Genomic DNA, 26230 nt, shown 5'->3' with positions numbered 1-26230 from the left:
AATGGGTTTTCGAAAAATTCCTTGTCCGTTTCGCGGTTGCCGCTGGTTGTGGAACTGGTATTATTTTTGGAGATGGTATTTTGGCTTGAAAAACCCGGGTTCTACAAAATGAATAGTACAGACACAAACATGAATGACACAGCCACACTTCCCGACCGGGAAACGATGTACGATGCGCTCAGTCGCAGAGATACCAGCTTCGAAGGTGTTTTCGTTGCGGCGATTCGTACAACGGGAATTTTTTGTCGACCCTCGTGTACGGCCCGCAAACCCAAACCGGAAAATGTCGAGTACTTTCCCGATGCGAAGTCGGCTATCGCCAGCGGCTATCGTGCCTGCAAGATCTGTCATCCCATGATCGATTTAGGCGCCACACCCGAATGGCTGCAACCTTTGTTGGAAGAAGTCGAACAGGATGCCACCATTCGCTTGCAGGCTGAAGATTTGAGGCAACGGGGACTTGATCCCGTACGTGTTCGTCGTTGGTTCCAGAAATTACATGGCATGACTTTCACATCCTACTTACGGATGCGACGGATCAACCAGGCCTTTGGCCAAATTCGCCACAAAACATCAGTCACAGATGCCGCCTTTCAGAGTGGTTATGAATCACTGAGTGGCTTCGGTGATGGCTTCAAGAAAACCATCGGCAGCGCGCCAGCAAAGACCAACGGGCAAGAGGTGATTGCCATCACCAGGATACTGACCCCACTCGGCCCGATGTTAGCGGGTGCGACGGAGCAGGGGATTTGCTTACTTGAATTCGCCGACCGTCCGATGCTGGAAACCCAGCTCAATCGTTTGCACAAACGCATGAATGCAAAAACGCTGCCAGGAGATAGTCCATTCTTTGCACAACTCGATGCGGAGTTACAGGCCTATTTTGCAGGGAAGCGAACCGAGTTTGATGTCCCGCTGCTTACACCCGGGACCGAGTTTCAACAAAAAGTCTGGGCCGCTTTGCAAACGATTCCGTTCGGAGCAACCCGTTCCTATGCCGAGCAGGCCAAGAGCATTGGCCAACCAGCGGCCGTACGTGCCGTCGCCCGCGCCAATGGTGATAACCGCATTTCAATTCTGATCCCTTGTCACCGCGTCATCGGCGCAGACGGAAAGCTGACAGGTTACGGCGGTGGGCTCTGGCGAAAGAAGCGACTATTGGAAATTGAAAGCCGTGAATTACCTCTGAATACAACATAAAATGCAGTAGCTCAATCTAGAGAAGTCAAGCACAATTAATCATGTTATTAGAGACTGATTCACCTCATTAAATAGTAATGGGATGCCAGGTCTCTTACGCCCTCCATGACAGTCTCCCCCAAATCTTTGATGATTTTGATAAGAGACTGATTCTTCTCCTCACACAAGAATAATCTATAAAAAAGTAAATTCATAACTCTTTCTGTGGAAAAAGGATACGTAGCATTTTGAAGATAGGTCCGAAAAACGATCTTTCGGTTTTTCAGTCTAAGGTCATTTATTAAGTAGTAAGGAATTTATAGGGAACATTTCATTAATCTCATTTTCATTAATAAGTAGATTCTACTGTTGTCTAAAAACTCGTCTCAGCTCCAACCTGATGAATTCGTCCGGCTGATTATGGCCAATGAAGGGCGTTTGTTTGGGCTCGTGCGCGCGCTGTTACCTGGATGCGAAGATGTGGAAGACATTGTTCAGGAAGTCGTCACGTTGATGTGGGAGAAGCTAGACGAATTTGAGAAGGGAACGAACTTCTCTGCCTGGGCCTGTCGCATTGCGCATTTCAAAGTACTCGAATATCGACGAACGAAAAACAGGCGTTCGCGGTGTTTAAACGAACAAGTTGTTGAACAACTTGTTACGGATACCGGTAATTTATGGTATGAATTGGAATATCGTTCACAGGCATTGGATGAATGCATCGCGAGTCTGACAAAGTCTGATCGAGAATTGATTCTGCTACGGTTTCGATCCAAGGGAACACTCAAGGAAACGGCACGTCAGGTGGGCCGATCCGAGGTTACTGTCAGGCTATGGATTCGAAGAATTCTCAAGCGGCTCGAAAATTGTATTCAGCGTCGTTTTGAAATGGGGCCGTCAGCATGAGCATTCAGAATGACTGGGAATCGAATCTGCAGGAATGGCTCGCCGCCATTGATGATGGAACTGTTACGAACGAACAGGTCGAACTGCTCTCAAAACTCCTCGAAAAAAACGCAGACGCACGCAAACTTTACCTTGAACACATGGGATTGCTGGGGCATTTAGCTGTCACCGCAAAGCGTTCCGAGCTCTTTGAGGGTTCAACTTCGTTGCTTCAAACCAAAGGCTGGGACGAAAACCAGACACCGCGATTCTGGCAAAAGGTCACTGGTGTGACTGTTGTGGCAGCAATGCTTCTGATGGGCGTTATTATTTATCAGTCGCTTGAGAATAGTTCAGCTAACACAGGCGTGGCGACCCTGAAATCACAGGATGGTTGGTGGGAACATCCGGGGCTCGGAGCAGAGTTGGGTGAAACCATTCAGGTTGATCGCTGGTTGCATTTAGAAGATGGTAAAGCAGTACTGCTGTTTATGAATGGTGTTGAGTTGACATTGAGAGGGGATACTACAATCAAAATCGTTTCCCCGGATGTCGTGCGCTTGTTTTCCGGGATAGCGTCCTTAAAAGTACCCCGGCAGGCAATCGGATTTAAAGTGTCAACAACCGCCGCAGAGGTGGTTGACTTTGGAACCGAGTTTACAGTTCGTGTCTACGATGCGGAAGTCGTCGATATTCAGGTCCACCAGGGACTTGTCGAAGTGAAACGCTCTGACGAGATGGGAGCTACTGAGAGACGAATGTTAAAAACGAAAGAAGCCGTGCGCGTTGATCCTTTAAAAGAAGGCTACATCGAGATCGAACCGGTCGATTTGCGAGATGAGCCAGAGCAGAATCAAGATTCACTCAAGATTGCCTATCGAACACGAAAGAATACCAAAGGCACACAGGCATATCACGGTAAACTGGGCCACGATTTTGTGGTGAACGAGCCGATCGAAGTGACACGCTTGGGTGTTTTTGACAGCGGCTCTGATGGGTTGAAACAACAGCTCGTGTGTGAGCTTTGGCAGCGCGATGATCTGGGAACACCTGATGACTTTAAAGACGATAAAGGGACTAAGCGGCTGGCAGTGGTAGCCTTTGCGCCTGGTGATGATGCAGAACTGATTGACTCGAATCGATTTCAGCCTTTGAAATCTCCGTTGCGACTCGAACCCGGGGCTTACTCGATTGTGGCATATGGTTATGGAGAGAAAGAGCCAAACGGAAATGATGGAGTGAGTGGCTCTCGTCGGCACTTGAAGTCGCGCGACGATGGCGGCGGCCTGATTTCATTTGTCGGTACGAGCCGGTTTGAGCGAGGTTTGAGCGAGGTGAACTCAGATCAACCGCAGTGGTTATCTGATCCTGAGAACTTCCCGATAAAAATTGATCAAATATTCGTAGATCGATACTCGGCAGGCACGTTTGAGTATCGTCGCGCACGCTGATTTGTTTCAGAGGTTTTGTCTATTATCTAATTTATTGTTAATTTTGAAGAAAAGGGGCTCTGCGATGTCTTCATTATTTAAGTTGCGTCGAGGTTTTACGCTCATCGAATTATTAGTTGTGATTGCGATCATTGCTATCTTGATCGCGTTACTGTTGCCGGCAGTGCAGCAGGCAAGGGAAGCAGCACGCCGTTCTCAGTGCAAAAACAATCTAAAACAGATCGGTCTGGCACTTCATAATTATCATGGTACGTTCTCTATGCTGCCAATTTCCAATCCGCGTTGTCCCAATGTGGGAGCACCTGTGGGCAGCAAACGCTATGGATGGATTCCAATGATCTTGCCTTATATGGATCAGGCGAATATTTACAACGCCTTTGATTTCGATCGCGCTTCATGGCAGGGAAGTAATTTTCAGCATCTTCAGAAACCTTACCCCGCATTTCTTTGTCCCTCAGACCCGCTTGCAAACGAAATCCGTGATGAAGAGTTTTTTGCAGCACCAACCTGGGTTGTTGCGCAGACTGACTATGCGGCTGTGATCGGAGATTATGTAAACAGTACAGGAGTCGGCGCGACTCCCGCCTATGGAAACGTAGGCTGTCTACAACCCGTGCGCGGCATGATCGGTCGCTGGGCATGGAGTGCGCGCATCAGAGATGTCACTGATGGTCTTTCCAATACTTTTGCAATCGGTGAATGTATCGGCGCGATGTGTATTACCCAAAACTGGGGAGTGCAGAGTTTCGGAACCACGGCTCATCCGATTAACTTTATGAACGAAGATTTACAGAGTAATTTACCAAGCCAATCCAATGCCCGTTGGGATGAATCTATTGGTTTTCGGAGCTTCCACGTCGGAGGCACTCATTTTCTGATGGGTGATGGCGCCGTTCGTTTTGTCAGTGAAAATATCGATGGTGCCACATATCGTGGACTTGCTTCCCGTGCCGGTGGAGAAGTGCTCGGAGAATACTAACTCTGACAGAAAGATACTTTGCAAACAGACAGGTTCGGTTCCGAATCTGTCTGCTCCTGTTTGATTGTTGCTTGATTCCTTGGCCCGTTCAACGAGCTATGAACCGGGTAGTTATATCATTATCTCTTTCTTTCGGAATGTTAGTGGAGTTCAAAGTGAAACGTTTATTTTTTTGTATATTCTTGCTCACCATGATCGGTTGCGGTGGAGGTCCTGATCGCTCATCAACGGCACCTGTCTCCGGAACGGTGACACTAGATGGCGAGCCACTTGCCTCTGGCACGATTACGTTTGAAACAACCGGTAGCCGCCCTGCTTCGGGAGTGATCAAAGAAGGGAAAATTCTGAATGTAATGACTTACGAACCCAATGACGGTGCTCCTGTAGGTACTCACAAAGTCTCCATCAGTTCTACAGAAACTGCAAAAAGTGCTGTCGTCGCGAATCCCGGTGAAACCACAGAGTTTGATCCCAACTACATGGGAGGGGGAGATTCACTGATCCCAGAAAAGTACAACAATCCCAGCACTTCCGGCCTGACTGCGGAGATTCAAAGTGGAACGGAAAACGTACTGCAGTTCAATTTGGAACCAAAGCAAAAAAAGAAATAAGCCGATTGTTGTTTTGATGAGAGAACAATGCAGAAAACGCCGACCAGTATAAGATGACTGGTCGGCGTTTCGTTTGAGGAATCAAATCTCAACGACAGGCTGTTATTTAATAAACAGCATTTCTTGATAAGTCGGTAGAGGCCAAAGGTCGTCGGCAACGATCCCTTCCAGTTCATCTGCGATCGCCCGAACTTTATTCATAATTGGCAAGAGAACATTGCAACTATGATTTGCTTCAGCAAGCATATCATCTGATTCACACTCTGAAACGGCCAGTTCCAGTTCGCCGATCGTATCTTGAAGAATCTTTACCAGGTCTGTGACATGATCCAGGGTGACAGTATCAAAATCATAACCCAGCATTTTCAAGTTGGCACAATTGGAAACCAGTTCGCTCTGGTAGCGAATCACGGCCGGGAAGATGAAAGTTTTTGCCATCTTAATCGTCAAATTGACTTCCACACTAATCGACATGCAATACTGTTCAAGATATGTTTCAAGACGGCTAGCCAACTCCCGTTCTGAAAGAACTTTATGCTTGGTAAACAGTGTTTTGACATCTTCCGATTCTAAAATCGGTAGAGCATCAACGGTGGTTTTAAGATTGAGCAAACCGCGTCGGGCCGCTTCCGCATGCCATTCTTCACTATAACCATCTCCATTGAAGACAATTGAACCATGCTCATTCATGATTTCTGTCAGCAGTTTTTGCAATTCAGCATGGAGTTTGTCGGGATCACCGCCGGTTGCTTCTTCGAGACGGTTGGCACAAAACTCAAGTGAATCTGCGACAATCGTATTCATCGCTACTAGTGGGCCGGCAATCGACTGGTTTGCACCAACGGCACGGAATTCAAACCGGTTTCCGGTGAACGCGAAAGGACTGGTACGGTTACGGTCTCCCGCATCTTTAGGCAGCGGTGGCAAGACGTCCGCACCGACTGTCAGAGTCCCCTTGGGAATCGATGAGTTCGCGCCACCCGCTTTGATTTGTTCAAAGACATCCGTAAGCTGATCACCGAGGAAGATCGAGATAATCGCAGGGGGGGCTTCGTTGGCGCCTAAGCGGTGGTCATTACTGGCAGAAGCAACGACAGCACGCAGCAAGCCCTGGTATTTATGCACGGCACGGATCACGGCGGCACAGAAGAGCAGAAATTGTGCGTTTTCATGAGGAGTGTCTCCCGGATCAAGCAAGTTGCCTTGTGAGGCACTACCCAGTGACCAGTTGACGTGTTTTCCTGATCCATTCACGCCGGCAAACGGTTTTTCATGTGTCAGACAGACCATGCCATGTTTCTCTGCGGTACGCCGCAAAGTGGTCATGAGCAATTGTTGATGGTCGGTCGCGATATTCGCAGATTCAAATTGAGGTGCGATTTCGTATTGGCCTGGTGCCACTTCGTTATGTCGCGTTTTAACGGGAATTCCCAGTTTGAAGAGTTCTCGTTCCGCTTCAAACATAAACGCCAGCACGCGGTCAGGAATCGCACCAAAATAATGATCGTCAAACTCTTGACCTTTTGGTGGTTTGGCTCCGAATAAAGTGCGGCCTGCAGTGAGCAGGTCAGGTCTTGCATAATAAAAGTTACGATCAATCAGAAAATATTCCTGTTCAGGACCTGCGGTCGATGAAACCAGATCACCATCCTCATGCCCGAACAGTTTCAAAATTCGTTGTGCCTGCGTATTCAGGGCCTGCATGGAACGCAGCACGGGTGTCTTTTTATCTAATGCTTCTCCCGTCCATGAAACAAAGGCAGTAGGAATACAGAGTGTCGTTCCATTGGAATTTTCCAGAATATAAGCTGAGCTGGTGACATCCCAGATGGTATAACCCCGCGCCTCAAACGTGGCTCGAATTCCACCAGTGGGAAAGCTCGAACCATCGGGTTCACCTTGGATGAGTTGAGATCCACTGAATTCCGCGATCGCGCTACCTTCACCATCAGGTGAAAGGAAACTGTCGTGTTTTTCAGCCGTTGATCCGGTCAAGGGATAAAAGACGTGGGCGTAATGAGTGGCTCCTTTTTCGATGGCCCAGTCTTTAATGGCAGATGCCACAACATCGGCTGTGGAGCAGTCCAGCTTCTCGCCGTCTTCAATCGTCCGGACCAATTTTTTGTAGATTTCTTTCGGCAAACGTTTTTTCATTACCTTTTTAGAAAACACGTTGTTGTTAAAGAGATCACCTGTTGGTGTTTCCCGGAAATTCATTGGTGACTGGTTAGATGAGTAGCCTGTTACAGCGGCGATAGCAGCAGAGCGTGGGGAACTGGGCTTGCTCTGACTCCTATTGTTGGCACCAGGGTAAGTGGTAGGTGAGTCTGAGCTTTGAGTTTGCGTGTTCACTTTTTTACCTTTTCTTTGAGCGAAAGAACAACTTACGATTATTACAGGAGGGGACCACAGTCGTATGGTTCACACGAGCCATACTTTATTTCTGTGAAATCCGATTGGTATTTTTACAAGCGGTTTGAATAACAGGTTGGGGATCATGGTCATTTGTCTGTCAGAACGTATCGAAACTGACGAGATCACGTTGAAAAATGAACCATAAGAATAAACAAAGCAGAATGTGTGCCAAACAGATTGTTGTTACCCGTTTTACTCAGAACAATGTGATGACTCCAGCAACAGAGAGTATGAATTGTGAGAGATTGAGCATTGTTGTTCCAGACACTGTCAGGGTTTGGGCCATGATTAACGCTGTATCTTAATCAAACTGTTTGTATGCGAAGTTTGAGTCGCGGTTTCCATACCGGAACTAAAATTATGATCAAAAATACTATATGTTTGTGATGGTTGCTGGTGTTTATGGCAGGCTATGCCTTAATATGCAGCAGTCGGTCAGCCGGCCGAGTTGCTGCATTTCTGGTAGCGTTGGAGAATGAAAGTTGTCCGAATCGGCGGCACTGATCGGTATTCTTCTAAAAATCTGCGTTTCCTTTGGTTTGGTAGAGCGGGATAAATCACCGGTTGAAAGATCAATTCGGCAATCTAAAATGTCCGCATTCGAATCAGATATGGGAACCAATCTTTTCGGGAATTCAGTATGACAGAGAATCAACAAGCGGAAACAGAAGCAAATCAACCAGTCGAACCACAAGAAGATGATGCAGTATCATCTGATACTAAATTACAACCGTTACGCAGCTGGCCTCCGATTCTGTTTCTGATCGGCATGCTGCTGACACGATTCTTGACCCGCGCGATCGAAGTCAACTCGACTCTTATGTTAATGGTGGCCATTTTTGGTCCCATGGTGTTTGGTGGTTTTATTTTATTGTGGTGGTTGTTTGCCAGTCGTGCCACAGTGAAAGAGAAAATCGTGGGAACCGCAGTGGTCGTTTTGGCCGCGATCACGACGATGTTCCTGATTGACCCTTCGATGAAGGGGCCGGCTGTGATGTCAATCACCGTGCCCATGGGGCTGGGGCTGTTTGGACTTGCCGCGGTTCTGGTTTCGAAAATGCTCTCATTTAAGAGGACAGTGATTATCACTGCCTGCTCTGTCATTGGGTTTGGGTTTTCCACTTTAGTACGCAGTGATGGTATGTGGGGGCATTATGAAATGGATTTAGCATGGCGCTGGACCTCGAATGCGGAAGACAGTTTTCTGGCAAAAAATAAAGGACAGTCCCCGAGTGATTTGAATCGACTGACAGATACTGAACTCGACCAGCAACTGATTGACCCTGCGTGGCCTGCATTCCGTGGCAATCAGCGAGATGGCGTGCTTAGTGGTGTGACTCTGTCTGACAAATGGACGAATGAAGTCTCGACTCCACTCTGGAAGATCGCCATCGGTCCTGGTTGGTCCTCCTTTGCCATTGCCGGTGACCTGCTTTTCACTCAGGAGCAGCGCGGCGATCACGAAGCGATCGTTTGTTATGACGCTCGTTCCGGAAACGAAATCTGGAAGCAACAGATTCAATCTCGATTTTATGAACCGATGGGGGGCGCTGGTCCTCGTGCCACTCCCACACTTGCCGATGGGCAACTTTACGTCATGGGAGCGAAAGGGCATTTAATAAGGCTCGATCCCAAAACGGGAAAAATTATCTGGCAACAAGACATCCGTGAAGTTGCTGGTCGAGAACCACCGATGTGGGGGTTCTGCTCTTCGCCTCTTGTCGTTGATTCACTAGCCATCGTGCATGCGGGGGGTAATGGTGATAAAGGCGTTCTGGCATTCGATACTGAAACCGGTGATTTAAAGTGGTCGGCTTCGTCTGGCGATCACTCCTATAGCTCACCTGTGTTGCTCACCATTGCCGGGCAAAGTGTTATAGCGATGTTGACGAACAAAGAACTCAACCTGTTCAATCCAGCCGATGGCACTGTGCTGCTCAATTACGAATGTGCCGTTGATGGCTTTCGCGCATTACAACCTCAGGTGATTGAAGACGATTCCATCCTCATTGCGACCGGCATGGGCAAGGGCGTTCAACGAGTTCGCGTCACAAACATGGATGGTAAATGGGCGGCGGAACAAGTCTGGATTGCCCTCGGTTTGAAACCAGACTTTAGTGACTATGTGATCCATGAAGGTTACGCTTATGGATTTGACGGCAGCATTTTCTTGTGTTTCGATCTCAAAGATGGGAAACGCAAATGGAAGCGAGGCCGTTACGGAAAAGGCCAGGTTTTGTTACTTGGTGATTCCGGGCAGTTGTTAGTGATCAGTGAGCAAGGTGAAGTCGTGTTACTGAAAGCCGATCCCAAAACACATACAGAACTGGCAAGGTTTCAGTCGATCGACGGCAAAACCTGGAATCATCCCGTTTTGCGTGGCGACCAGTTATTCGTCCGCAATGCAGAACAGGCTGCCTCTTTTCGCCTGCCATTGGCAAAATGAAAATAGACTTAATATGAACCTGAGCGAAAGGGCGCTAGCCCTCGGTAGTTCTCTAATCATTTCGACTATCAAATTAAGCACCTTTCCAACATTAGTTTTTATGACTACCTGTGCAATACCGGCGGCTAGCGCCGTACCGCTCAGTTTAGTAGTGATATTTACTTAAAAATCAGATCGGCGATCACTGTCCGATGGTCAGTATCAACGGAGGTGTCTGCCATGACGCGTACTGGCTGAAATGAATCGTTGACCCAGATTTGATCAATTCGTAAAAACGGGATGTCGTTGATTATCGTATTTCCCCATCCGCGGCCTGCACTCACAAAGGCGTCTTGTAGAGACACTGGCAGTTCTGCAAAAATCGGATCGCGAGGGTTGGCATTGAAATCTCCGCCCACAATAACGGGAAGCCCGGCAGGCAGGGCGGCTAATACTTTAGAAAGACCTTTGACTTCAGCCCGCTGTTTCATACGGTGATTGCGAAACGCGCGCCAGCACTCCGGATTCCATAAATCAAAGCGGAATGGAGGGGGAGAGAGTCGCAGAGAAGCGACCACCAATTCCTGGCCCGTGGGGAGTGTAATCTTACCAATGATAAAATTCCCTGTCGCGGCGATCAGTTCAATCTCTCCTCGCGTGATGAGGGACGCATCCACGCCGGCTAAAAAAGATCCGTTTGCACCTATGAGCTCAGCGGTGATTTCTGTCAGTTGATTTTTGTTGGGCGTCTCCTGCAGCAGAATCAGATCCGGTTCCCACTGTTTTAAGGCGAGAACCGATGTTTTCCTCCCACTGCAGTTCAGCGAGATCACTCGCATGGCACGTTGCTGCTCTCGGGCGTCAATCCATTCGATATCTGATGGACTCCCAATGCCTCGCCAGAGACTCAAAGGCGTATCAGCAAAGAAAACCATAAACAAAAGCCAGATGAATAATGTCGATATCGCAGTTCGCTTATTTTTGTTTCTGATCAGAATAAACGCGAAACACAAACCACATAAAAACCAGACCCAACTCGGATAAACTGTGACGGCAGCACACGCATCGTATTGTTGTCGATAACAGAGTGTTAGGAATAGAAAAAGTAGTAGAGAAATGCCTGTAACAAGTGTCGTCAGAATCCAGGTGGTACGGCTTCGTTTCTCAGGTAGAGTGCTTGGTTGGCGATTCGTCATAAGTATTGGGCGAAATGATTTGTATATGCGCAATGTGGCTCGCGGCTCAGGTTTTTATGTGATTCTAACGCTCACTTCGTATTTCCGTCCTACACGAAACACTTCGATCCATGGTTCCGCGTTCTGATAAGTCCTTACGATGAGTCGTTTATTTTGTTGTTCATCGATTGATTCATCGGGCCATCCAATATTCCAGCCACCTAATTGTGCATAAACAGCGGTGTGGGTAAATATATCACGTGGGTTCGCTTCGACCCACCATGCAGAACCATACTCAGACAAAAGCTCACTATCATTAGCCAGTGCTTCCCGAATCGATTTTTTCGCCTTCGTTTCGAGAATTTCCTGGCAAGGAAAGTCCCATGCTTCTTCAGCATATAATGGTCGTTCACCCTTGTTAATTTTCAATAATTGACCTTTATTCAAAGTCGCTGTACTCTCAGGACCATACGGATTTATGTTCACGTCCAGCACGCCATCGGCACAAAGCTTTGGATCAGGATGTTTGCGCATATCGATTCTGAACCATAGGCCGTTTTCCATCTTCGAGGGCAGTTTTGGATTCCAAACGGCAATCGGTTTTTTTGACGTTTTCCCACTTTTTCTTGCTTTCAATAGCAACACTGATTTTACGATTCGTTCTGCCTCTTCCCAAAGGCCATCCAGGCTCATCCCCGCTGAAGAATCTTGCGATTCAGCAGAAGTCATGTTGACATTTGAAAGTGAGCAACCTTTCCTGACGGCTTCTTCCATTTCAGGTAAGATTTTCCTTAGGTGAGCTATGATTTCGTCTTTTGTGAAACCTGAAACATCAATACTCAAGGCCTTTGCTGCTTTTTTCAAGTTGCTCGCAGGAATATCAAATTCATAGAGAATGAAATTTAACAAGTGCGGTCCTTGTTTTGCTAACTTGTCAGTTGTTTTTTTACGGTTGGGAAGAACACAGGCGAAGAGCTCTGCTGCTTCATTTATTGTCTCAGCAGGCAATTGATCTAGGAATATTCGATTGAATTCGGGTACAGAATTTATAGCCATTCACACCTTCCTTATGAGAGTGGTGTCAGTTAAGCATTTAATACAGCTCTTGATCAACGCGAAGAATGTCTTTTTCTAATTATGAGTATTGGTATTTAAAATAGCCAGGAAATTATGGTCGCTACAATCATTGGCTCATATCCAGTATTGAAATAGTTAGATTAATGTTAACACGAGACTTTCCCATCTATTAAGATGTAAATATGGAAAAAAGTGGTTAACTAAATGAGACGCCTCGGGTGGTTTCATTATGACATCAACGATTGTGATTCTTGATGATGAGCTTGATCGACTGGAAGCAATGAACGCGATCCTGTCTGAAGAACTCTCGCAATACAAGATAGTTATGTTTAAAAATGCGCCTGATATCATTGCCTGGTTACAAGATAACATATCGTCTGCTGCTCTCATCAGCCTTGATCATGATCTGTTCCCACAATCCGAAGCAGAACCCGACCCTGGAACGGGGCGCGATGTTGCAGATTTCCTGGCAACACAATCGCCCGTTTGCCATGTTATTATCCATACGACAAATTCCATTGCCGCACCTGGAATGGAAATGGTACTCAATGATGCCGGCTGGACAAACTCACGTGTGATGCCATTTAATGATTTGGAATGGGTAACCACATGGTGGATTCAGGAAATCATCGACTATCTCAAATAATATGGTGCTCTGACTTCTTACAATCACTCGTCAAAGTGCGATTTCTTTCGCAGCAGATGATGATAGTGCTGGGCGAAGCGGTGGGATTCGTCGCGCACGTATTGCAGAAGCCTTAAGCCATATGAGTGGCGGCTGAGGCGGCGGGGTTCGGTTTCGCCGGGGACGAAGACTTCTTCTTCGCGTTTGGCGAGAGAAATCGTAAAGGGGGGCTCCACACCCAGTTCGTGCATTGCGGACATCGCCGCGCTCAGTTGGCCTTTCCCGCCGTCGATGAGCAGAATGTCGGGGAAGCTTTCACCTTCCTGATGCAGTCGACTGATGCGACGGCTGACGACTTCGCGAATCGAGGCGAAATCATCGATGCCTTTAACGGTACGAATTTTGAAACGCTTATATCCATGTTTGAAGGGCAGTCCGTCGATGAACTGCACGAGACTGGCGACTGTTTCGCCTCCCTGCAGGTGGGCAATGTCCACACCTTCGATGCGGCGCGGTAATTCTGGTAGTTGGAAGACTTTTTTTAAACCCTGCATCCCTTTTTTCGGATCGATGTAAAACACTTCAGGCTGGGCATGATCTTCTAAGTTGCCGCGCAGGTTTAAGCTGTCCAATAATTGAATTTCATCCCGCAAGCGGGCCGCCTTTTCATAGAGTTTTTTTTCTGAGGCAGCCTGCATCTCTTTTTTCATCTCATTCAAGAGACGGTCTTTTTTGCCATCCAGAAACAGTTTCAGCTTGTTAATGTCTTTGCGATAGTCTTCTTTATTGATGCGCAAATTACAGGGAGCCGTGCATTGGTTGATACTGTGTAGCAGGCAAGGGCGGAACCAGCGCCATTTTTCGTCCCCCTCGTCAATGTCCAGAGAACAGTTTCGGAAGCGGAAAATTTTCTGCAAAACGGTGATTGTACCTCTGAGTTGTTTGGCGTTGGTAAAGGGGCCGTACAGCTTCGTTCCCTTGGTTTGTGGCTTGCGTGTGAACTCGACACGCGGGAAATCTTCACGCGTCGTAATTTCGAGATAAGGAAACGTTTTATCGTCTTTGAGTTCAGAATTGAAACGCGGCCGAATATCTTTGATCAGGCGTGCTTCCAGTAGTAACGCGTCGACCTCTGTATCTGTATCAAGAAAATCGATGTCGGCAATTTCGGTAACGAGTTCCGCAGTGCGACGATCAACGGCGGCCGCCTGCGTGAAATAACTTGAAGCGCGACTTTTCAGGTTGACTGCTTTACCGATATAAATAACACGGCCTTGTGCATCTTTCATTAGATACACACCAGCTGTCGTCGGGAAAGAGCGAACTTTTTCCTGAGGTGTCTGCGCAGCACTTTCCTCCGACTCAGAAGTTGGTTCTGTTTCTGAAGATTCATCGCTGGGGAGATTGTCGGTATCAGACACCGAATCAGATTCCTGGTAAACGTCAAACGTATTTTTTGATTTCGCAAGGGCTTCTGAATTATAGAAGATTCGACACAAAATCAGAAGAGGCTATTTTCTTCGATCATCTGTTTGACGACTTCTCGTCGATCCCCCGTCTCTTTCATAATCTCCAATTGTCGCTTGGCTCCAGAATTTTGGATCAAGTCATAGATCCCTTGTAACTCGGTTGTACACTCAAGCTGTTTTGAAGAATCGGAAAGAAGATCGACCAAATGGGTGGTTGAATCCAGTACGGAATAGAGCCGATAACTGTCGCTATTTACCAGGCTGGCGTCAATCCCATAGCGCGTGGCACGCCATTTATTTTGCTGGACCATCATAGGGTGATGCTGTAGTTGATAAGCGCCTTCATCAATTTCATTGGAGATGGATTTGACGAGACATTGCACTAACGCAGTCAGGGATAAAACCTGTTCCAGATTAGCGGGCATATCACAAACGCGAATTTCCACAGTACCGAAGTTATGATGTGGACGGATATCCCACCAGATTTCACGAATCGTATTGATGAAACCGGTACTGATTAAGTGGTTGATCAGCCACGTATATTCACTCCAGTTACGCATGGCGGGAGGTAGTCCGGCTGTGGGTAAGCCTTCCATGATTTTGGAACGATTCGAATGCAGGCCTGTATCCCGATTTTCCCAGAAGGGAGAATTGGAAGAGAGCGAGAGTAGTAAAGGCAAGTGTCTCATCATACGGTCGCAGACCATGACGGCCTTATCGCCTGAATCGACTCCCACGTGAATATGCAAACCAAAGGTGACCAGCCTGCGGGCTACATCCTGCATCAGGTCGACCAGCTCGTAGTAGCGTTCATTGACAGTAATTTCCTGGTCCCGCCAGGAAGAAAAGGGATGTGTGGCAGCCCAAAACAGTTTGAGCCCCAGTTTGTCTGCGGCTTGAGTGACATCTTTCAACTTTCCTGTCAGATCGTCACGGACATCCGAAACCGTACGACAGATTCCCGTGTTGATTTCGAGGTAACTTTGCATTAGTTCCGGTTTGACAGATTGAGCTGTTTCTTCGGGAAGCTGCGCCAATAGCTCTGTAATTGAACTTGAAAGGGCAAATGTTTCCGCATCCACCATCTGGAGTTCGAGTTCTACTCCCAAAGTCGGGTAATCATTTCTTGCAAAAGAAATTGGTCCCATGTGATTAGCTACCTTTTTGAAGAATTTGCGGATTGAGTGAAAGCAGAAGTGCCGTCTGCAGCATGATGCGGCTGCCGATGGCAAGAACGCGTTCATCAATATCGAAATAGGGAGAATGTAGAAACACCACTTCCTGATCTGGTCGTGCACAGCCCAACCGTAACATCGAACCAGGGGCCGAATTCAGATAAATCGAAAAATCTTCCCCCCCCATACTGGGCATGTCGATCTGGCCTACTTGCTGATGCCCCAGCACATCTTTTGCCGATTGTTCAAAAGCAGCGGTTATAATCGAATCATTGACGACTGCCGGCAGGGGGGATTTAAAGAGAACATCAATTCTTGTTCCTGTGCTGAGTGCAATCCCCTGAGCGATGTCTTCGATCGTCTTGTGTAAAACGGAACGAGCATGCTCATTGGTGGAACGCAAGGACCCTCTCAATTCTGCAGTTTCAGGAACGACATTGGGGGCTTGTCCAGCGGCGATTTGCCCAATTGTAAATACAGCTGGTGTGCGCGAGTCAATCGATCGGGGGAGATTCTGATAGAGGCTCGAGATGAGTTGAGCGGCTGTAGTAATTGGATCATCAACATGATGCGGTCGCGCTGCATGACCTCCCGTGCCATGGATCTTAAATTGGACTTCATCGCAGAAAGCTGTCATGACACCATAGCGGATATTGGCAGCGCCCGCTTCAATTTCCGGGTCCATATGCAGGCCAATAATGGCATCGACGTCTTCCATGACCCCTTGTTTGACCAGCCAGCGTGCGCCTAAGCAAATTTCTTCAGCAGGCTGAAAAATAAATCGCAGGCGAAGTCCGAAGCCTTTCCATTGATTTTTGAAATATTCAGCAAGTCGATTGACTCCGAGTGCCACTCCTAAAGTGATCGCGGTATGAGCGTCATGTCCGCAGAGATGCCCGATACCCGGGTTATGAGAGCAATAATCAACTTCTTTCTGATCTGTAATTCGTAAGGCATCAATGTCGGCACGAATGGCAATCAGAGGCGCATTGGGAGCAATTGTACCCAGAGTCAAGTCTGCGGTGACGCCTACGTCTTTGCGCATAATTTGAGGTTGCAGCCCAATTGCGTTTAATTTTTCCGAGATCAATTGGGATGTTCTTTTCTCTTCACCACTGACCTCGGGGTATTTGTGAAGTGTGCGCCGAATATCGACGAGTGTCGGTTCGAGTTCTTTCAGTTCTATTTCAAGCTGTTTGGAAAACGCTTGATAGAAGGCTCTGATTTCGGCTTGATCCAGAGAAAATGATGCCACTGACAGCTCCCAATGTGTGAGTCACGATCAATAGCGGCTATCATCGATAAGGTCTATTAATCTCAAACTGACTTTAAAATAAATTTGATTATGCTCTTATTTTAGTCATGTTGCGGTTATCATAAAGTCAGAATTGAAAAACTATGAAATTCTAAAAAAAATAATAAGTGGGTTAGTAGACTGAATTGCTTTGTAATGATTGACCGCTTTGAGCATAAGGGACTCGATAGATGAAAGATGTGAATCCAGTTCGCCGCAATCTCCTCAAAGGAGCCGTAGCAACTTCATTGGCGTCGCTGGCGGGGACTGTTTCTTTGAACGCATCTCAGTCAGCAGGTGCTGATCCCGATTTGATCCATCGTGAAAACTTGAAAGCAGGGGCCTCGGATTGGCAACTCACACGGGTTCAGCTCGATAAACGGGGAGGATTCCGCTCATCCAAGATCGAAGGGTATTGTTCGAAGCAAAGCCTTGCTGCCGGTGACGAAATTGAGATTATGGTTTCGACACGTCCAGCCCAGGAATTCAAAATCGAAATTTTTCGTACCGGTTATTATGGTGGACGTGGCGCAAGATTGATGCAAACTTTGGGTCCCTTTCAAGGTAAACCTCAGCCTGTACCAAAACCGGGAAAAAAGAATTTACATGAGTGTCATTGGGATGCCGCTGTTTCGTTAACTATTCCTGACGACTGGCCAAGCGGTGTTTATCTGGGTCGACTATCAACACTCAAAGATAAAACAGAATATGGGTATTGGCAAAATTATGTCGTCTTCATTGTCAAAGATGATCGTCCTGCCGACATTCTTTTTCAATGTTCTGACAATACCTGGCAGGCTTATAACAAGTGGCCAAGTAACTATTCTGTTTATACGCATCCCAAAGGAAATCAAGGTCCCTGGGCCGATGTCAGTTTCGATCGTCCTTATGCCAAGTACGCACAGATTTATGATAACCCGCAATCTCTCGGTTCGGGCGAGTGGCTCTGTTTTGAATTCCCGTTTGCCTACTGGTTGGAAAAGCACGGTTATGATGTGACCTACTGCTCGAATAGTGATATGGTCACCCCGGATCATGGCTTAAAGTGCAAGTCGTTTTTGTCAGTGGGGCACGATGAGTACTGGGACATTAAGCAGTACGAATCTGTCGTGAAGATGCGTGATTCCGGTGTGAACCTGCTCTTCTTTTCCGGTAACTCGGTATGTTGGGTAACGCCACTATTAGAGAGTACCGATGGACGGCCACAGCGGATTATGTTTCGCGGTGGTCCTTACGGTGGAAAGTATAAGTATGCCGAAGCACGTGAACGAGATAATGGACCATTTCCCCATCGTGGCCCGGATGAAGGTTATTTAATGGGCTCCCGGAATGTGGATCCTGTGAATGGAGGCGGAGACTGGGTATGTGAATTACCCGACCATTGGATATTTAAAGATACCGGGATGAAAAAAGGTGATTCCATTCCTGGCCTCATCGGTTGGGAATATCATGGCGATCCACCATCTGATATTCCCGGACTGGAAGTCGTCGCGCGAGGTACCGCTCTCCAGGGAGGTGTGAATCCACAGCAATGGACGGCCACAATCTACCCGGGGCCCAAAGGAAACTTTGTATTTAATGCTTCAACAATCTTTTGGTGTCAGGATCTTGCCAGTCCGCCCGGTCATATGTTGCCCTGGTCGCACTGGTCTCGACCACATGGCCCGGATGAACGCGTTCAGAAGATCACTCATAATCTGATTCGTCGCGCAATTTCTTGATTCATCTTCATTTAAAATCAGAAGCTTAAGGAATTCGCTCTGAATTCATAGGGGTTTTGTTTTTATTCGCGCTGGATTGATAGTGGATCTAAGAGTAAGAGGACTGTCACTTCAATCTCAAAAGTAAACTTTACCTGTTCAAGTCCTTGTTATAGCACTTTTAAGAAGTGTGGATTCGATTCGGAGATACGCGAGTCGGTTAAGTGTTCAATAATGGCCGCAATGGCACCTTCCCGTTTGCTGCCTTTGGCACGCTCAATGCGGCAGTCACGAAATGAAGATGTCAGTGCCGCTGTTTCCGTGCGTTCAATGAGACGCTCGAAGAGCGAGGGATCAATATCGAACATACGGCTGTAAATAAATAGCGTCTGTGGATTAAAGAGATTAATTGTAGTGACAAGTGCAAAGGAGAGCTGTTGTGCGACCTGGTCTAATTCGGTGGTGACATTGAGTTCACCTGCTCGAACGAGTTCGATGATCTCTTCGATGTCGAGTTGTCGACCGATGCGATTTGAGACGAGCCTGGCAAGTGCGGTGTCGCTGGCTATCGTTTCCAGGCAGCCAACGCGTCCGCATCCACACAAGATTCCGTCTGGAACCATCGGTAAATGACCAATTTCACCTGCAAACCCGCTTCTTCCTTTGAGCAAGCGGCCTTCAATCAACACGCCTAAACCAATACCTGTGCTGACATCGAGCATCGCGAAGTCGTCAATACCGTGCGCCAAGCCAGAATTGCTTTCAGCAAGGCAGAGTGCATCGGTTTCCTGTAGCACCACACACGTTAGTCCCAGTTGTTCTGATAGATCCTTCCCAATGCATTGATTGTTTGTAATGGGAACATTGGGTGAAAGAATGGAGCGGCCCTCTCGATAATCAAACAGGCCAGGCAAACTGATGCCAACCCCCAATGTTTTGATTCCATCGATCGATTTCAATGTCGTGATGCGATTGATTACCGATTCCAATAACTCTTCGTAAGTGCCAGGGATAGGAAATTCTTGATGCGCTCCATCTCGAATCGTACCATCAAGGCCAGTCGTAACAATACGGCAGTGTGGAGAATCGACAACCAGCCCCACCACCTGTGCCGTTTTTTCTGCCAGACGAAGTCTTTTGGCTGGTCGACCACGCATATTCACCGGTGTATCAAATTCCTCAAGCATTCCTGACTTCAAGAGTGAAGAGACTGCTTTGGAAACTGTGGGAGCTGTGACTCCTGAAAGCCGCTTGACTTCAGCTCGAGAACTGGGGCCGTTATCGCGCAAGATTCGCAACACCATACGCTCATTCATCTGGCTGAGTATTTGTGGCTGAGAAGATACGAAGGTGGTCATAAAATTCCTTGAGAAAACAATCTACTATCGATACTAATTTAAACAATCTTGGATCATCGATTACTACCAATCAAAGGGATGCACGATTTTCAACTGTGATGATAACAAACCGTTTCAGGAAAGAATATCATGAATAACCTTCCCTCCGACATCCGTCAAGCTTTCATCCCGACCCTGATGAAAATAGGTCAGTCGTTCATGGTCTAGTCCCATAATTTGTAGAATTGTAGCGTGGAGATCATGAAGATGGACCTTATTTTCGACAGCCTCAAAACCGAACTCATCTGTTTTGCCATAGGTTGTTCCAGACTTGACTCCACCTCCGGCCAGCCACATACTGAACCCATAGGGATTATGATTTCGTCCCGGAGCGTCTTTCCCTTCACTAAATGGCATACGGCCAAATTCTCCTCCCCAGACAATCAATGTGTCTTCTAACATCCCACGCTGTTCGAGGTCAGTCAAGAGTGCGGCGATCGGTTGATCAACTTCTGCTCCATGTCGACCGTGGTTCTTTTCGATGCTTTCATGTGCGTCCCAGGTTTCTTCGAGATGCCCTCCACCGGAATAGAGTTGAATGAATCGAACGCCTTTTTCCACGAGACGACGTGCAATGAGACAATTACGGCCATATTCGTCGGTTGGCTGCTTGCCTATGCCATACATCTTGAGGGTACTTTCGGTTTCCTGTGATAAGTCGACAGCGTCAGGTGTCGCCGTTTGCATGCGATAGGCGAGTTCGTAGCTATTGATCCGCGCGGCGAGTTCCTGTCCACCAGGTCTAGCGTCTAGATGACGTTGGTTGATTTGTGCCAGGAGGTCAAGCTGTTCGCGTTGGACAGCCTGGGTAATATGGCCGGGACCTTTCAAGTCGAGAATGGGATCACCCTGAGGTCGAAAGAGCGTACCCGTATGAGTGGCAGGCATGAATCCACTCGACCAGTTTGGTTGCCCACTAATGGGACCACCTCGCTTATCCAGAATCACGACATATCCGGGAAGACTTTCATTTTCTGTTCCCAGACCATAAACACACCAGCTTCCCAGTGATGGTCTTCCAATGAGAGTTTTTCCAGTATTCATTGCAACAAGTGCTGACCCATGTGCATGGCTGTCGGTATGGCAGGAGTTGAGCACACAAAGTTTATCAGCATGCTTGCGGACATTGGGGAAATAGTCTGAGATCAGTAAACCACTTTCACCACCAGGCTGAAATTTCCTCCAGGCTGGCGTCAAGTATCCCACTTTTCGACCACCAGAATTAGTGAATTTTTTGTCTGCTGGGAGTTGCTTTCCGGCAAACTTTTGCAGCTCCGGTTTATGATCAAATGTATCGACTTGTGAGGGCGCACCGTTCATCATCAGAAAAATGCATGCTTTGGCCCGTGGCTTGAGTTGTGGTCTTTTCGCAGCGGCTGGATTTAATGTTCTTTGTGGGCTCTCAGCTGAGGCATATCGTTCGAAGAAGCCATCTTTACTGAGCAAACTTGTCAATGCAAGCCCTGCGAAACCGGCACCCATTTCCCAGACAAACTCACGGCGCGATCGGCGGCAGGGAAATAAAACATCATTCGGCATAGCAATTCTCAATCTACGTATAGAAATTCATTCGAGTTCAACAAGACATGACAGAGCGAAGCCAGTGCGAGGACTTTTGGTGTCAGCTGTGGTGTGACTTTGGGTTTCTGAAAAGGGATACCATGGCGTCGGCAAATTTCAAATTCGACTAACATTCGCTCGGCGTCCGAAAGGGCACGGGAATAAACGCGAAGCTCTGCGATTCCACCATTCCAAAATTCGCCGTTGATATTTCCTTGCTGTCCGATCACCCAGTCTGTCGAGAGATTTCGAGGAGCAAGAGAGTGTGCACGGGATGCTAACTGATGTCCGTTTTGATATATGGCTGACTTTTCCGCTCCATTGATGGCAGTGATGAGAAACGGTTTCTTCCGGTTCTTGATCATTCCCGCGTCGGGGAAGTAATCGCTGAATCGGACAGTCTGCTTTGCAGTCAGCCCCAGGAACAGAGATGTTCCGGCATTACCTGCTGCCCCATTCCAATTGGAGAGAATTTCCCGATGCCCCGGAGCCCCTCGATCGTTGACAACAGCGATGATGGTATGCTCCTGTTTCTTAAGTAATGCACCTTGTAAATGCAGAAAACGTCGCTTTCCGTCAAATAGAATGGCCGGATGCCTGTTGCCAAATCCATCAAGATCCAAAAGTGGCTGGCTGTGAGTTGTTGTCTGCCAGGCGTGATGGTGATGCCCCGATTGATCCCGCCATTCGGAAACGCGACCAGATGAATCGACGGTAATCCCTTCGTCCGCACGAAGGAGTAGAACCAGCGCTTTTTGCATCTTCTCTAATTGCTGAGCAAGTTCTTTGTTGTTTTGAGATTGTGGATGGAGGTGATTTTTCTCAAATCGCTGACGTTGAATCGAAAGATGCTGTATTGCTAAGCCTGTTTCATCGAGCGATGGTTCTCTGCCGTAAACTCGTCTCCACAATTGCCGAACTTGGATCCGGGGTTCGATATTCTCAGCAGAAATTTTCCGCGCCAGTGCTTCACTTCGAAGATGAGTGAATTGATTATTCAAAAGTGCCAACGATTGTGTGGGGACGGTTGTCACATCGCGTTTTCCACAAGGTTGTGTTGGGTTGCAAAAATCAAAAGTGGTCATCATCGGAGGAAGCAACCCGCGCTTAGCATACATATAAAGACTGCGTCTTTTTTGTTGTTCAGCTGGCGATGCTTGCCAGTCGGCTGACTTTTTTGAAAGTCCTTCAAGCGCTTCAGGGCTGATTGTGGGGTGAAAGCCGGGGCCTCCCACTTGCAAGTCAAGTTCACCCGTTGTTGCTAACATTGAATCTCGCAAGGCTTCCGCGTCAAGACGCCTTCGTTCTGCCCGCCACCAGAGACGGTTCCCCGCATCCTGGTCTTGATACTCTGCGAATCTGGGATGCAAAGAGGATTGTCGCCAGGTTCTTGATGTCAGAATTAACTTGTGCATTCGTTTTATCGTCCAGCCACCACTGGTGAATTCAGCGGCGAGCCAATCCAGGAGGTCCGGGTGAGTAGGTGGATCTGCCAGAAAACCAAAGTTGTTTGGGGAGCGAACAATGCCTTCTCCAAAATGATGTAGCCACAAACGATTCACAAAGACTCTTGCAGTCAACGGATGATTTGAGTCGGTAATCCAGTGTGCGAGTTGTAATCGTCGGTGCGTCGTTTTTGCTTCCTCTGGGGGAGTAGCGAAGGGGTGTTCCAGTTTGGGAATCATCGACAACGAAGCCGGTATCACTTTTTGTAGAGGATGTTCTCGTTCTCCATTTTTCAGTACATAAAGTGGTAGAGTTTTTGTATTCAGATCAGTCCATCCGAGAACATCTGAAAAACCCAACTCATCTGGATTGGGCCCTCCCAGTAGCTTGCGGGCGCGCGGTGCAATGGGACCCGCCCAAAACGCGGAGGCCATTCGATAGTAATCTTCTTGAGTGATGGGATCAAATTTATGTGCGTGACAGCGTGCGCATTTGACAGTCATACCAAGAAATGCCGACGAGGTGGTATGCACCAGATCTTCCAGTCGATCATATTGATAGTCGAGTGGATCATTGGGTTCATCATTCCAGGTTCCTAAACGAAGGAAACCTGTTGCGATGACCGAACGTTTGCTGCGATTGGGAATTTCATCTCCTGCAAGTTGTTCAACGATAAACTGGTGGTAGGGCAAATCTGAATTGAATGACTGGACGACCCAGTCACGGTATTTCCACGCGAACGGTTTTTCCTGGTCACGTTCATAACCACTCGTATCTGCATAGCGGACAAGATCAAGCCAATAACGAGCCCACCGTTCTCCGTATTGTGGAGAATCAAGTAATTTGTCGATGACCTTTTCCCAGGCTTGAGGCGAGCTATCATTTACAAAATGCTTGATCTGTGCATTCGTTGGTGGAAGACCAATCAAATCGTAGTACAAGCGTCGTATCAGAGTTCGCTTGTCCGCCAGGGGAGCCGGCGACATCTGTTTTTTTTCCAACCGTGCGAGAATGAAGGCATCGATAGGATTCGTTGGTTGCTGTTGTGATTTCAATCTTGGAATTTTAGGACGCTCAACCGGTTGTAGAGACCACCAGTCTCGCCCGGCGCGTACTTCCGTCGTTTGTTCGAACAAATCTAATGTTCGCCCTTGAGGCCAAGGCGCGCCTGATGCAATCCAGCGTTCGAGCAGTTTGATTTCCTCTGCCGGCAATTTTTGCGGACGTCCCTGTTTTTCGGGAGGCATTTCTCCATCATGAACTCTTTGGAGCAGGGAACTCGTTTCCGCTGTATCAAAATCAACGACTGCCCCGGAGTCTCCCCCTTTGAGCAAACCTGACCGAGAGATGAGGGACAAGTTCCCGGAGGGATTGCGACCCTGGTGACACTCGACACAACGTTTAATCAATAAGGGAGCAATCTTTGTTTCAAAATCAGGTGGTCCCTCAGCGGCTTTTGCTAGGGCAGCCGGGCATAAAACGGGCAGACTCGTTAAGAGCAGCAGTGAAGCGAATCGCGAATGCATCGTGTGTACTTTCGGTTGATTCAAAAACACGGATTTTCTGTTGAATCTATTCAGTCTACACGACGATTTTATTTTGTCAACGCCGTTTACAAAACAAGGTTGATTTCAAGTAACTAAATTGAATGGAAACCGTTTTCTTGTTTATCTTTTGCTTACTAGAAATCGAACGAATACTCGACCAATGTGTTTATTATGAGGCCTGGTGTCCCATTGTTGTCACTCCGTGTAATTGGATCTGAACAAACCGAGAGAGGTTGACGGGTAGAGGTGAACGGAGAAAAGCCGTTTTGTTTTTGTGAGGGACAGAAGGCGTTCTAGAAACAGAAAATTTTGTAGAGAGTACGTATCCTGAATGTCGCGTCGGTGTGCTATATTGCTTTTTAGCATTTCAGTGATTGATTGGCTTATTGGTCAAGCTTCTGAATGCGAGTGTTATGCCGACCTTCTTCGAAGGGAGTGCTCAGCCAGATGTCAATGATTTCGTAAACATCTTCAATGGAAATCATACGCTCGCCTAACGAAATCATATTCGCATTATTATGCATGCGGGCTAAACGGGCAGATTTTTCATTCCAGCAGACGGCACAGCGAATTCCCTTGATTCGATTTGCGGCCATGGCTTCACCATTCCCCGAACCGCCCAGTACAATCCCTCGTTCGAACTTTCCTTCAGCAACGGCTTTTGCTGCTGGAAAGATAAAGTCTGGATAATCAACCGACTCTGTGGAATCAGTCCCCAGATCTTCAACTTGATACCCTTTTTTTGTAAGGCGATCGATGATGCGTCGTTTATACCGATACCCGGCATGGTCTGAAGCAATCACGATTTTTTTGACAGGTTCTGTAGGGGGTTGAGAAGTCATTTGTTTGGAATTCTAAAGTTGATCATTTTGAATGATCATCGTTTCGAGTAGCTGGAGTTTGTCGTGTAATCAATCAAAGCTTCAATTTATTATAGAATGTTTCGGGTCACGTCATATATCAATAATGATACGAATAACTATTTTCCAATCCGATAAAGTTTGGTTTTGGTGCGAATCAACAAGGTGTCACCAGCAACCGCGAAGGAAGCAAGCGTTGGTTCATTAAGATGGTTACGACCGATCTCTCGATAGGTTGTTCCGGCATTAATAACGGTGGTTTCACCTTCTTCACTTTGAAAATAGATCTTACCGTTCGCATAAAGTGGTGAAGCAGAGAAATTACCTCCCACACGTTCTTTCCAGAGAAGCTGTCCTGTTTTGGCATCGAAGCATTGGGCGATTCCTTTGTCACTAACAGCGTATAGCTCATCGCCGACGACAAGCAATGAGGGGGTATGCGGAATTTGACTTTTATTCGACCAGGCTAAATGCGTATCCGTGACATCTCCTTCGCCGTCTGGACGGATTGCTAACAAGGAAGGCCGGTCATAACTGGTAGTGACGAAGATCAACCCATGACTGAAGATGGGACGCGGGATGACAGAGTAACCCGTATAATGCAGTTTCCAGATTTCTTTTCCATCTTCGGGCGCATGTCCTGAGATCACATCAGTACCTGGAGCCACAATTTGCTGTTGACCATTTACAGTGATGAGTAGAGGGGTTCCAAACGAAAACTTTTTGCGACCGTCAACCTGCCGATCGGTTTTCCAGACAATTTTTCCTGTGTTTCGATCTAAGGCAACAATAAAGTTCGAGGCCCGGCCATCACAGATAATCACCAGCTTATCGTCGACAATGATGGGAGAACCACCATTGCCGTGCTGCATTTGATATTTGAGTTCGTTTGTTTTCCAGATCAGATTGCCATCTAAGGACACACAGGCAGTTCCGTGTGTGCCAAAATGAACGTAGATC

At 47.4% G+C, this 26230-nt stretch carries 19 protein-coding genes (1 of these 19 running past the window's edge); 8 read left to right on the top strand and 11 right to left on the bottom strand.

Features of this window, described 5'->3' with window-relative positions; genetic code table 11:
• The first annotated feature begins 108 nt into the window (after nt 1-108).
• The 5 genes from V202x_RS28055 to V202x_RS08325 all read left to right on the top strand — a co-directional run bounded on the left by V202x_RS28055 (nt 109) and on the right by V202x_RS08325 (nt 5105).
• Complete coding sequence (locus V202x_RS28055; protein WP_145172938.1) at nt 109-1200, top strand: bifunctional transcriptional activator/DNA repair enzyme AdaA; 1092 nt, start codon at nt 109-111, stop codon at nt 1198-1200.
• Between the two features lie 348 nt (nt 1201-1548).
• Nucleotides 1549-2085 carry a sigma-70 family RNA polymerase sigma factor gene (locus tag V202x_RS08340; RefSeq protein ID WP_145172936.1) on the top strand — a complete coding sequence of 179 codons (537 nt, stop codon included), beginning with the start codon at nt 1549-1551 and terminating at the stop codon, nt 2083-2085.
• The gene (locus V202x_RS08335; protein ID WP_145172934.1) at nt 2082-3515 is read left to right on the top strand and encodes a FecR domain-containing protein; all 1434 of its coding nucleotides are present in this window, start codon (nt 2082-2084) and stop codon (nt 3513-3515) included. Before V202x_RS08340 ends, V202x_RS08335 begins: the two co-directional genes overlap by 4 nt.
• A 64-nt stretch (nt 3516-3579) precedes the next feature.
• Nucleotides 3580-4494 carry a DUF1559 domain-containing protein gene (locus V202x_RS08330; RefSeq protein WP_145172932.1) on the top strand — a complete coding sequence of 305 codons (915 nt, stop codon included), beginning with the start codon at nt 3580-3582 and terminating at the stop codon, nt 4492-4494.
• A gap of 155 nt (nt 4495-4649) precedes the next feature.
• Nucleotides 4650-5105, top strand: coding sequence for a carboxypeptidase regulatory-like domain-containing protein (locus V202x_RS08325; protein ID WP_145172930.1), 456 nt, complete (start codon nt 4650-4652; stop codon nt 5103-5105).
• Between the two features lie 102 nt (nt 5106-5207).
• On the opposite strand, the gene V202x_RS08320 is transcribed toward V202x_RS08325, so the two are convergent.
• On the bottom strand, nt 5208-7322 hold the full coding sequence (locus V202x_RS08320) for a glutamine synthetase III (RefSeq protein ID WP_145180469.1): 2115 nt from the start codon (nt 7320-7322) through the stop codon (nt 5208-5210).
• An 838-nt stretch (nt 7323-8160) separates the two neighbouring features.
• Between V202x_RS08320 and V202x_RS08315 the strand changes: the two genes are divergently transcribed.
• Nucleotides 8161-9966: a PQQ-binding-like beta-propeller repeat protein gene (locus V202x_RS08315; protein WP_145172928.1), complete on the top strand. Its 1806-nt coding sequence runs from the start codon at nt 8161-8163 to the stop codon at nt 9964-9966.
• A 158-nt stretch (nt 9967-10124) separates the two neighbouring features.
• Here V202x_RS08315 and V202x_RS08310 read toward each other — a convergent pair whose 3' ends face one another.
• Nucleotides 10125-11141 carry an endonuclease/exonuclease/phosphatase family protein gene (locus tag V202x_RS08310; RefSeq protein ID WP_145172926.1) on the bottom strand — a complete coding sequence of 339 codons (1017 nt, stop codon included), beginning with the start codon at nt 11139-11141 and terminating at the stop codon, nt 10125-10127.
• 54 nt (nt 11142-11195) lie between these two features.
• Nucleotides 11196-12176, bottom strand: coding sequence for a hypothetical protein (locus V202x_RS08305; protein WP_145172924.1), 981 nt, complete (start codon nt 12174-12176; stop codon nt 11196-11198).
• Nucleotides 12177-12426: 250 nt separating this feature from the next.
• Here V202x_RS08305 and V202x_RS08300 point away from each other — a divergent pair, with 250 nt between their 5' ends.
• Nucleotides 12427-12843, top strand: coding sequence for a cyclic-phosphate processing receiver domain-containing protein (locus V202x_RS08300; RefSeq protein WP_145172922.1), 417 nt, complete (start codon nt 12427-12429; stop codon nt 12841-12843).
• A gap of 23 nt (nt 12844-12866) precedes the next feature.
• Here V202x_RS08300 and V202x_RS08295 read toward each other — a convergent pair whose 3' ends face one another.
• The 3 genes from V202x_RS08295 to V202x_RS08285 all read right to left on the bottom strand — a co-directional run bounded on the left by V202x_RS08295 (nt 12867) and on the right by V202x_RS08285 (nt 16721).
• Nucleotides 12867-14243 carry an excinuclease ABC subunit UvrC gene (locus tag V202x_RS08295; RefSeq protein WP_197993292.1) on the bottom strand — a complete coding sequence of 459 codons (1377 nt, stop codon included), beginning with the start codon at nt 14241-14243 and terminating at the stop codon, nt 12867-12869.
• 80 nt (nt 14244-14323) lie between these two features.
• A complete protein-coding gene (locus tag V202x_RS08290; RefSeq protein ID WP_145172920.1) occupies nt 14324-15439 on the bottom strand; it encodes a YbdK family carboxylate-amine ligase in 1116 nt (371 codons plus the stop codon).
• A gap of 4 nt (nt 15440-15443) precedes the next feature.
• Nucleotides 15444-16721, bottom strand: a complete 1278-nt coding sequence (locus V202x_RS08285) for a M20 family metallopeptidase (RefSeq protein WP_197993291.1) — start codon at nt 16719-16721, stop codon at nt 15444-15446.
• Nucleotides 16722-16951: 230 nt separating this feature from the next.
• On the opposite strand from V202x_RS08285, the gene V202x_RS08280 reads away from it, so the two are divergent.
• Nucleotides 16952-18481: a N,N-dimethylformamidase beta subunit family domain-containing protein gene (locus V202x_RS08280; RefSeq protein WP_145172917.1), complete on the top strand. Its 1530-nt coding sequence runs from the start codon at nt 16952-16954 to the stop codon at nt 18479-18481.
• A 149-nt stretch (nt 18482-18630) separates the two neighbouring features.
• On the opposite strand, the gene V202x_RS08275 is transcribed toward V202x_RS08280, so the two are convergent.
• The 5 genes from V202x_RS08275 to V202x_RS08255 all read right to left on the bottom strand — a co-directional run.
• Nucleotides 18631-19818: an ROK family transcriptional regulator gene (locus V202x_RS08275; protein ID WP_145172915.1), complete on the bottom strand. Its 1188-nt coding sequence runs from the start codon at nt 19816-19818 to the stop codon at nt 18631-18633.
• Between the two features lie 114 nt (nt 19819-19932).
• Nucleotides 19933-21396, bottom strand: a complete 1464-nt coding sequence (locus V202x_RS08270) for a DUF1501 domain-containing protein (protein ID WP_145172913.1) — start codon at nt 21394-21396, stop codon at nt 19933-19935.
• Between the two features lie 8 nt (nt 21397-21404).
• Nucleotides 21405-24389, bottom strand: a complete 2985-nt coding sequence (locus V202x_RS08265; RefSeq protein ID WP_145172911.1) for a DUF1553 domain-containing protein — start codon at nt 24387-24389, stop codon at nt 21405-21407.
• Between the two features lie 404 nt (nt 24390-24793).
• The gene (gene rpiB, locus V202x_RS08260) at nt 24794-25252 is read right to left on the bottom strand and encodes a ribose 5-phosphate isomerase B (RefSeq protein ID WP_145172909.1); all 459 of its coding nucleotides are present in this window, start codon (nt 25250-25252) and stop codon (nt 24794-24796) included.
• Nucleotides 25253-25389: 137 nt separating this feature from the next.
• Nucleotides 25390-26230: the 3' portion of a PQQ-binding-like beta-propeller repeat protein gene (locus tag V202x_RS08255; protein WP_232098911.1), read on the bottom strand. It continues 419 nt past the right edge of the window; the window shows 841 of its 1260 coding nt (coding positions 420-1260); its start codon lies beyond the right edge, outside the window — the gene reads right to left on this strand; its stop codon occupies nt 25390-25392.

Source organism: Gimesia aquarii, from assembly GCF_007748175.1.
In the GTDB taxonomy this organism is placed as follows: Bacteria; Planctomycetota; Planctomycetia; order Planctomycetales; family Planctomycetaceae; genus Gimesia; species Gimesia aquarii_A.
The sequence above is the reverse complement of the archived record's forward strand: the minus strand, read 5'-3'. Positions and strand labels throughout refer to the sequence as shown.

Excerpts from the sequence above, each read along its gene's own strand:
- V202x_RS08315 (WP_145172928.1), top strand. The coding sequence starts at position 8,161 with ATGACAGAGAATCAACAAGCGGAAACAGAAGCAAATCAACCAGTCGAA.
- V202x_RS08305 (WP_145172924.1), bottom strand. The coding sequence starts at position 12,176 with ATGGCTATAAATTCTGTACCCGAATTCAATCGAATATTCCTAGATCAA.
- V202x_RS08275 (WP_145172915.1), bottom strand. The coding sequence starts at position 19,818 with ATGACCACCTTCGTATCTTCTCAGCCACAAATACTCAGCCAGATGAAT.
- V202x_RS08290 (WP_145172920.1), bottom strand. The coding sequence starts at position 15,439 with ATGGGACCAATTTCTTTTGCAAGAAATGATTACCCGACTTTGGGAGTA.
- rpiB (WP_145172909.1), bottom strand. The coding sequence starts at position 25,252 with ATGACTTCTCAACCCCCTACAGAACCTGTCAAAAAAATCGTGATTGCT.
- V202x_RS28055 (WP_145172938.1), top strand. The coding sequence starts at position 109 with ATGAATAGTACAGACACAAACATGAATGACACAGCCACACTTCCCGAC.
- V202x_RS08280 (WP_145172917.1), top strand. The coding sequence starts at position 16,952 with ATGAAAGATGTGAATCCAGTTCGCCGCAATCTCCTCAAAGGAGCCGTA.
- V202x_RS08320 (WP_145180469.1), bottom strand. The coding sequence starts at position 7,322 with ATGAATTTCCGGGAAACACCAACAGGTGATCTCTTTAACAACAACGTG.
- V202x_RS08330 (WP_145172932.1), top strand. The coding sequence starts at position 3,580 with ATGTCTTCATTATTTAAGTTGCGTCGAGGTTTTACGCTCATCGAATTA.
- V202x_RS08300 (WP_145172922.1), top strand. The coding sequence starts at position 12,427 with ATGACATCAACGATTGTGATTCTTGATGATGAGCTTGATCGACTGGAA.
- V202x_RS08335 (WP_145172934.1), top strand. The coding sequence starts at position 2,082 with ATGAGCATTCAGAATGACTGGGAATCGAATCTGCAGGAATGGCTCGCC.
- V202x_RS08265 (WP_145172911.1), bottom strand. The coding sequence starts at position 24,389 with ATGCATTCGCGATTCGCTTCACTGCTGCTCTTAACGAGTCTGCCCGTT.
- V202x_RS08310 (WP_145172926.1), bottom strand. The coding sequence starts at position 11,141 with ATGACGAATCGCCAACCAAGCACTCTACCTGAGAAACGAAGCCGTACC.
- V202x_RS08270 (WP_145172913.1), bottom strand. The coding sequence starts at position 21,396 with ATGCCGAATGATGTTTTATTTCCCTGCCGCCGATCGCGCCGTGAGTTT.